This window comes from Marinobacter goseongensis (assembly GCF_023156235.1).
In the GTDB taxonomy this organism is placed as follows: Bacteria; Pseudomonadota; Gammaproteobacteria; order Pseudomonadales; family Oleiphilaceae; genus Marinobacter; species Marinobacter goseongensis.
Genome location: NZ_JAKZAI010000047.1, coordinates 1 through 6402 on the forward strand (window position 1 = coordinate 1; position 6402 = coordinate 6402).

The 6402-nt window shown below is 53.0% G+C and carries 7 protein-coding genes; 6 read left to right on the top strand and 1 reads right to left on the bottom strand.

The features are described from left to right. Positions 1 to 115: 115 nt before the first annotated feature. From MLC70_RS17950 to MLC70_RS17975, 6 genes are all read left to right on the top strand, one after another. Positions 116 to 3280, top strand: coding sequence for a type I restriction endonuclease subunit R (locus MLC70_RS17950; RefSeq protein ID WP_248185817.1), 3165 nt, complete (start codon positions 116 to 118; stop codon positions 3278 to 3280). 17 nt (positions 3281 to 3297) lie between these two features. After that, a complete protein-coding gene (locus MLC70_RS17955; protein ID WP_248185820.1) occupies positions 3298 to 3723 on the top strand; it encodes a hypothetical protein in 426 nt (141 codons plus the stop codon). 3 nt (positions 3724 to 3726) lie between these two features. Further along, positions 3727 to 3957, top strand: a complete 231-nt coding sequence (locus MLC70_RS17960) for a hypothetical protein (RefSeq protein WP_248185821.1) — start codon at positions 3727 to 3729, stop codon at positions 3955 to 3957. Between the two features lie 300 nt (positions 3958 to 4257). Beyond that, the gene (locus MLC70_RS17965; protein ID WP_248185823.1) at positions 4258 to 4983 is read left to right on the top strand and encodes an HNH endonuclease family protein; all 726 of its coding nucleotides are present in this window, start codon (positions 4258 to 4260) and stop codon (positions 4981 to 4983) included. Between the two features lie 85 nt (positions 4984 to 5068). After that, the gene (locus MLC70_RS17970; protein ID WP_248185825.1) at positions 5069 to 5245 is read left to right on the top strand and encodes a hypothetical protein; all 177 of its coding nucleotides are present in this window, start codon (positions 5069 to 5071) and stop codon (positions 5243 to 5245) included. A 289-nt stretch (positions 5246 to 5534) separates the two neighbouring features. Further along, positions 5535 to 6158: a C40 family peptidase gene (locus MLC70_RS17975; protein WP_248185828.1), complete on the top strand. Its 624-nt coding sequence runs from the start codon at positions 5535 to 5537 to the stop codon at positions 6156 to 6158. Here the strand turns inward: MLC70_RS17975 and MLC70_RS17980 are convergent. Continuing rightward, positions 6155 to 6402: hypothetical protein (locus MLC70_RS17980; RefSeq protein WP_248185830.1), on the bottom strand; the 248-nt coding region annotated here is incomplete at its 5' end. The genes MLC70_RS17975 and MLC70_RS17980 overlap by 4 nt on opposite strands.

The window sequence follows — 6402 nt, forward strand, 5'->3', positions numbered from 1 at the left end:
CATTGACGTTATTGAAGCGGGCAACCAGGTCATCCGCTATCAAGTACAAAGCAATATTCAAGGTATTTAAGCGAAAACCGGGTACCAAGCGGGTCAAAGGATACAAGGAGTAGTCATGGCTGACAGCCGAGAGAGAGCGTTCCAGAACGACATCATCGCAGCCCTGCACGATCAGGGTTGGCTGGTCGGCAAGGCGTCTGAGTACGACAAGGTTAATGCCGTGTACCCGGAAGACCTGATTGGTTACTTCCAGGAGGCCTGGCCAGACCGATGGGAAAAGTTCTGCAAGGGTAACCCTCAGAACCCGGAAAAGGTGCTCATCCAGAAAACCGTTCGGGAGCTGGAGAAAAAAAGCACCCTCGATGTGCTCCGCCATGGCTTCAAAGTACCGGGTGTAAAAATCGATCTTTGCAGCTTCAAGCCGGATCACGGCATGAATCCGGACACCGAGCGTCGATACAACGCCAATCGGTTACGCGTGGTCGAGGAAGTTTCCTATTCGCCTCATGCCCGCACTGGTGACTACAACCCACGGCTGGACCTAGTGCTCTTCGTGAACGGGATTCCGACGGCGACACTGGAGCTCAAAAGCGAGTTCAAGCAGACCGTCGAACACGCCAAGCGCCAATACAAAAAGGATCGTCCGGTAAAGGATCCGGTTACACGGAAGCCGGAGCCATTGTTGACGTTCAAGCGTGGGGCATTGGTCCATTTCGCGGTCAGCCAGGACGAAGTGGCGATGACCACCCGGCTGAATGGAAAGGAGACTTTCTTCCTGCCGTTTAACCGAGGCACGGCTGATGGTGGTGCCGGGAATCCACGCGCCGAGGACGAGGGTAGCTACGCCACGGCTTACCTGTGGGAGCAACTGTTCCAGAAGGATGCCTGGCTTAAGGTCCTTGGCCGTTTCCTTCACCTGGAAAAGAAAACCGAGGAAGATTTCCACGGTAACCGGAAGACCAAGGAAACCCTGATCTTCCCCCGGTACCACCAGTGGGATGTGGTCAACCAGCTGATACAGACGACCCGCGAAGAAGGTGCAGGCAAGCGCTACCTCATCCAGCACAGTGCGGGCTCCGGCAAATCCAACTCCATTGCCTGGGCGGCCCATCAGCTGGCGCAGCTCTATGATAGCGAGGGCAATAAGCTGTTCAGCTCGGTCATCGTCGTGACCGACCGAACGGTTCTGGATAGCCAGCTTCAGGACACCATCTACCAGTTTGAGCACGCTCAGGGCGTGGTTCGCCCCATCAACCGTGATTTGGGCAATCAGAGTAAATCAGAGCAGCTGGCTGAGGCTCTGGCCGAGCAAACCCGGATCATCATTGTGACTATCCAGACCTTCCCCGCGTTGTTCGACGCGCTGGAGAAGTATCCCAAGCTAGCCTCCGGACGGTACGCTGTGATTGCGGACGAGGCTCACTCGTCGCAAACCGGCTCTTCCGCAACCAAGCTGAAGGCCATCCTGGGCGGTGATTTACCCGAAGGAGAGGAAATCAGTGCGGAAGAGCTGCTGGATGCTGCCGTCTCTGCGCGCAAGCCCAGTCAGGACATCAGCTACTACGCCTTTACCGCGACGCCTAAGGCCAAGACCATTGAGCTGTTTGGCCGTGAGCCGGATCCGTCACAGCCTCGAAGTGAGTCCAATAAGCCGGAGCCTTTCCATGTGTACTCCATGAGACAGGCCATCGAAGAGGGTTTCATCATCGATGTACTCCGGCGCTACACCACCTATGCCGTCGCCTGGAAGCTGGCTCACCCGGACGCAGAGGACGATGAGGTCGACTCCAAGAAGGCCCGAACCACGCTGGCCAAATGGGTGCGCCTGCACCCATACAACATCAGCCAGAAGGTTGAGGTCATCGTTGAGCACTTCCGGGAAAACGTCCGGCACCTGCTGGATGGCCAGGCCAAGGCTATGGTGGTGACCAGCAGCCGGCAGGAGGCCGTCCGTTACCAGTTAGCCATGCAGCAGTACATCCAGGACAAGGGCTATCAGGACGTTCATCCACTGGTGGCCTTCTCAGGCAGCCTGCCACCGGATGATGTGATTCCAGAAGAGGTGACCGAAACCAGCAGCCTTTTGAATCCAGGCCTGAATGGCCGCGATCATGCCAAGGCGTTCGATACGGACGAGTACAACGTGATGCTGGTGGCCAATAAATACCAGACGGGCTTTGATCAGCCGAAGCTCTGCGCCATGTACGTGGACAAGAAGCTCAAGGGGGTGGAGTGCGTTCAGACACTCTCACGGTTGAACCGGCTATTTCCGGGCAAGGAAACCTTCATCCTGGATTTCATCAACGATGCTCAGGATATCCTCGACTCCTTCCTGCCTTACTACAACAAGGCTGAACTGACCGGGGTTTCAGACGTCCAGGTGGTCTATGACATCCAGGAAGCTCTTGACGTCGAGCAGGTGTACCAATGGGACGAGGTGGAGGCCTTTGCACGGGCTTTCTTCGATCCCAAAGCAGAATCTTCAAAACTTAGCTACTACTGCCAGCCGGCCCGAGAGCGCTTCAACAAGCGGTACAAGCTGCTTCGCGACGAACGAGCGCAGGTTCGAGCCGCCCGGAAACAGGCTGAGGCTGATGGGAATACCATTGGTCTGAAGCAGGCCGACGCATCTTTGAAGGAGATTGGTGAAGGCCTCGATCAACTGGACCTGTTCAAGAAGAACCTGGGCAGCTTTGTTCGAGCCTATGAGTTCCTGTCGCAGATTGTGTTCTTTGAGGATGCGGAGCTTGAGCAGTTGTGTGTCTTTGCCAAACATCTCCTCCCTTTGCTGCGTCAGGAGGCACTGGACGACGACGAAATCGACATCTCTGAGTTGGCCCTCTCACATTACCGGATCACCAAGCGAAAGGAGCACGAGCTCCGATTAGAGGGGGAGGACGACCCGGACGGACTGGACCCGATTACCGGTGTGGGTACTGGAAAGCCCCACGATCCAGAGAAGAAGCGTCTGTCCGAAATCATCGAAAAGCTGAATGACATCTTCGGAGCAGAGGTCAGCGATGAAGACCAGCTGCACTTTGCCAACGGCATTGCGGATCGTGTTCGCCGGGATGAAGCAGTGATGGCCCAAGTGAATACCCATTCTACAGACCAAGTAATGCACGGATTGTTTCCGAAACGACTCACGGATTTGGTGCTGGACTCAATGACGGACCATGAAAAGTTGTCGACGGAGATCCTGGAGAGCGACGAGAGTCAGAGGAAATTTGCACTGCTGATCCTGCGGATTTTATCAAACCGTCAGCCATCAAATCTCTGATTGATAAAGAGGTCTCAGTGAAAAAAAACGTGCAGTTTGAGGAGTTTCATCTTCTCGGCCTTTGGGTTGATGAGATGGAAGCCAGCGGATCTAATCGAAACCTCGTGAGCATTTCTGTTAATGAGGAGCTCAAAAACCGTCTCTGCTCAGAATATGGAGTGTCTGTAGAGATGGATGAAATCGTCAGGATGGCCGATAAATGCCTGGCTCACGAATGGCTCCAAAACAAATACCTTGGTAGTAAATATCTCGATCTTTTCATAACAGCGGGTGGGGTCGGTGTTGTGCGTTCAAAGAGGCTCGCTGATTCCAGAAGGAGGAATCGATCTAGGCCGAAAAAAATATCGGATTGGGTTGAAGAGCACAAAGGGCTGACAGTGCTGATTGGGCTTATTCTTGCCCTCTTAACGCTGTGGTTCCGGTTTGGTTCTGGAGGGCATTAACGAGTGATCGATGACGATTTAGAAATTCCTTTAAGATGTTTATTTTGCAAAGTGCCGCTACAAGCAGCGGAAGACTCTTCATTTCATGCTGGTGACTTAATCAGATGCCTTTCCTGTGGTGAGGATAGTGAGTACGAAAGCGTACTGGAGGTAGCGAAAGAAGAAGCTCAGGATAATGTTCAACGGTTACTCGATAAAGAAATGAGCAAGCTTGCTAAAAAGCTATTCAAGTGATGATTGCACCAATGCGCATAATCTGGGGTTATGGTGAATGGGCATTGAAGGGGTGGAGCCAGGCCTCTCCCTGGCGCGTCACACCACTGGGCAGGTGTCGCGTTTGCCTGGCATCCGTGCCGGCGCTGAACCCCGATCGTCCTGATCAAACGGCTCGTCTGCAGTATCTGTTCTTAAAGCGCCCAAGGTAACCCGAGATCTCTGCAAATCCGTTAAGACATTTCCTACAGCAAGACACGCGCAGCCATACGTTTTACCATGCCCCTGAATTCAAGCGGTTACGGATGAAAGGAGCGGTCGGTGAGGTATGTCCAGTGTATGGTACTGGCTTTGTGGTCGGTCATCGGGGTCGCACCTGTGGCGGCAGAGACGGTCAAGAAAACGTCGTCGGGCATTTGTCACCCGCCAGAAAGCAGCTGGTATGAGCGTACTGAGCACTACACCGCCTACGACTCTGTTGAAGCGTGCCTGGAGGCGGACGGTCGACTGCCCAAGGGACTTACATTGGCATCGCTCAGCGACCGCCAGACGCGTTCTGGTGGCCGCAAGGAATACACCCGGTCCGCGTTCGGTCACGGCTGGAACGACGCCGATGGGGATTGTCAGGACAGCCGGGCCGAAGCGCTAATCGCAACTTCCGCAACCACGGTCCGATTTGCCGATGGTGATCGGTGCCGGGTAACCACGGGCCGCTGGATCAGTCCCTTCACGGGCAACGTGATTCAGAACAGCGGTGAGATCGATATCGATCATGTGGTACCGCTGGCCTGGTCTTGGGCGCATGGTGCCGACGATTGGAGTGATGAAAAACGAGAGCGCTTTGCTAATGACCCTGTGAACCTGTGGCCAGTCGAGGCGAGCCTGAATCGGAGTAAGGGCGCCAAGGGTCCGGACGAGTGGCTGCCGCCGTCGGGTCAGTGTCAGTATGTCGCCCGTTTCTCTCGGATCGTGAAACAGTATGGGCTGCAACCCACACCGACCGAGACTGTGTGGCTCCGTGACTTCCTGAATAATTGTCGCTCATAACAAGAGCCACTGGATGTTCGGAGTAGAGCAAACCAATTAGACCTATATACCATGTCCCCTCGTTTGCTTTTCTGGAGACATGTTGATGGTTCGAAAAATTACAATTTTTGTGCTGGCGTCCTTCCTGGCTTCACTGGGACCTTTGGCGCATGCAGCTGATTCGAAGTCCCGTTCGGCTGTGCTGTTCATGGCTGAAGAAATTGGCCAACACGCCAAGGCGCTTGCGCAGGAAGAGGGTGAGGCAGGAACGCTGTTGACCTAGACTTCTATCAAAGAGCTATGCCGGTCTCCTAATTAAACAAAAGCGAACATTCGAGTCAGGGCTTTTCCAGAGCCTCCAAGCTAATCACAGCCATTTCATCCGATCTTATTGGCGGAGTAAATTGAAGACGATAAATGGTTACATGGCAGAGATGGCCATGCTCGGCTAAGCTATTGTTTTATCGATTTATGTGTGGCGCGATTAATGGTCCAAAGTCAGTAATAATGACGCTGTCAAATTCCTGCAATGATAAAGCGCGCTGCCTAATTTCTGTTAATTGGGGTATCGAATGTTTTTTGCGCTCGCTGACTACTGGAAGTATCGCCGAAGGGTCGGACGTTACTCGCACACCCGCCTTATGGAGCAGGGCTTCTATCTTGCAACTGTTGAGAATTTTTCCAACTATGATTTGTATTCACTAGGAGATATCCTGTTCGCTAGTCCTGCGGATTCAGCGCTGAGCTGGGCAATAATGTACTGTACTGATAGTGCAGTGAGTCACACAGCTCTCTTTTATAGCAATGGGGTCTTGCATGACTGCACAACGTCTGGCGTTGTGCGGCATTCATTCGCCAACTACTTGGACGGGAAATCGTACTTGTGTGTAAAACATTTGCCAGGGGATTTGGATCGGAAAGCGATGTGCAATTTTATGGATCAAACCCTTGGAGATGGTTATAACTGGCGTGGCGTTTGTGTTTTGTTCTTTCACATTCTGATCGGTAATCATCACAATTTCGTTTGGCGCCTTGCCGCAGACTTCATGCTCTTACTTGCTGTACTTTGGGCGGGCGCCCGTTTTTTCACTCCGCAGGCGGATTACATATTTGGCGCTGCCGCAGCGGTGTATTTAGTGGTTTTAACGGTGAATAGAGTGTTTGTAAAGAAGTCGCTCCCTATTGAGAATTTTTAACTATTAGCTACAAAGCTCACGAGCATATACCTTTTATTATTCTTGCCAAGTTTGGGGCCGGCGCTTTTGCAGGACTGAGCCGAAGAGAAATTTGTTTGGGGAATTAATGGACTCATTAGAGCAGAACCACGAAGAGTGGGAGCGAATTCGCTCCAGAGCTGACTCTCTAGCCCGGATTTCTCATAGGTCCCCAGCAAGTCTCGCAGACTGTGCGGGTTACTGCCATTACCGCTCATTTTCGGCC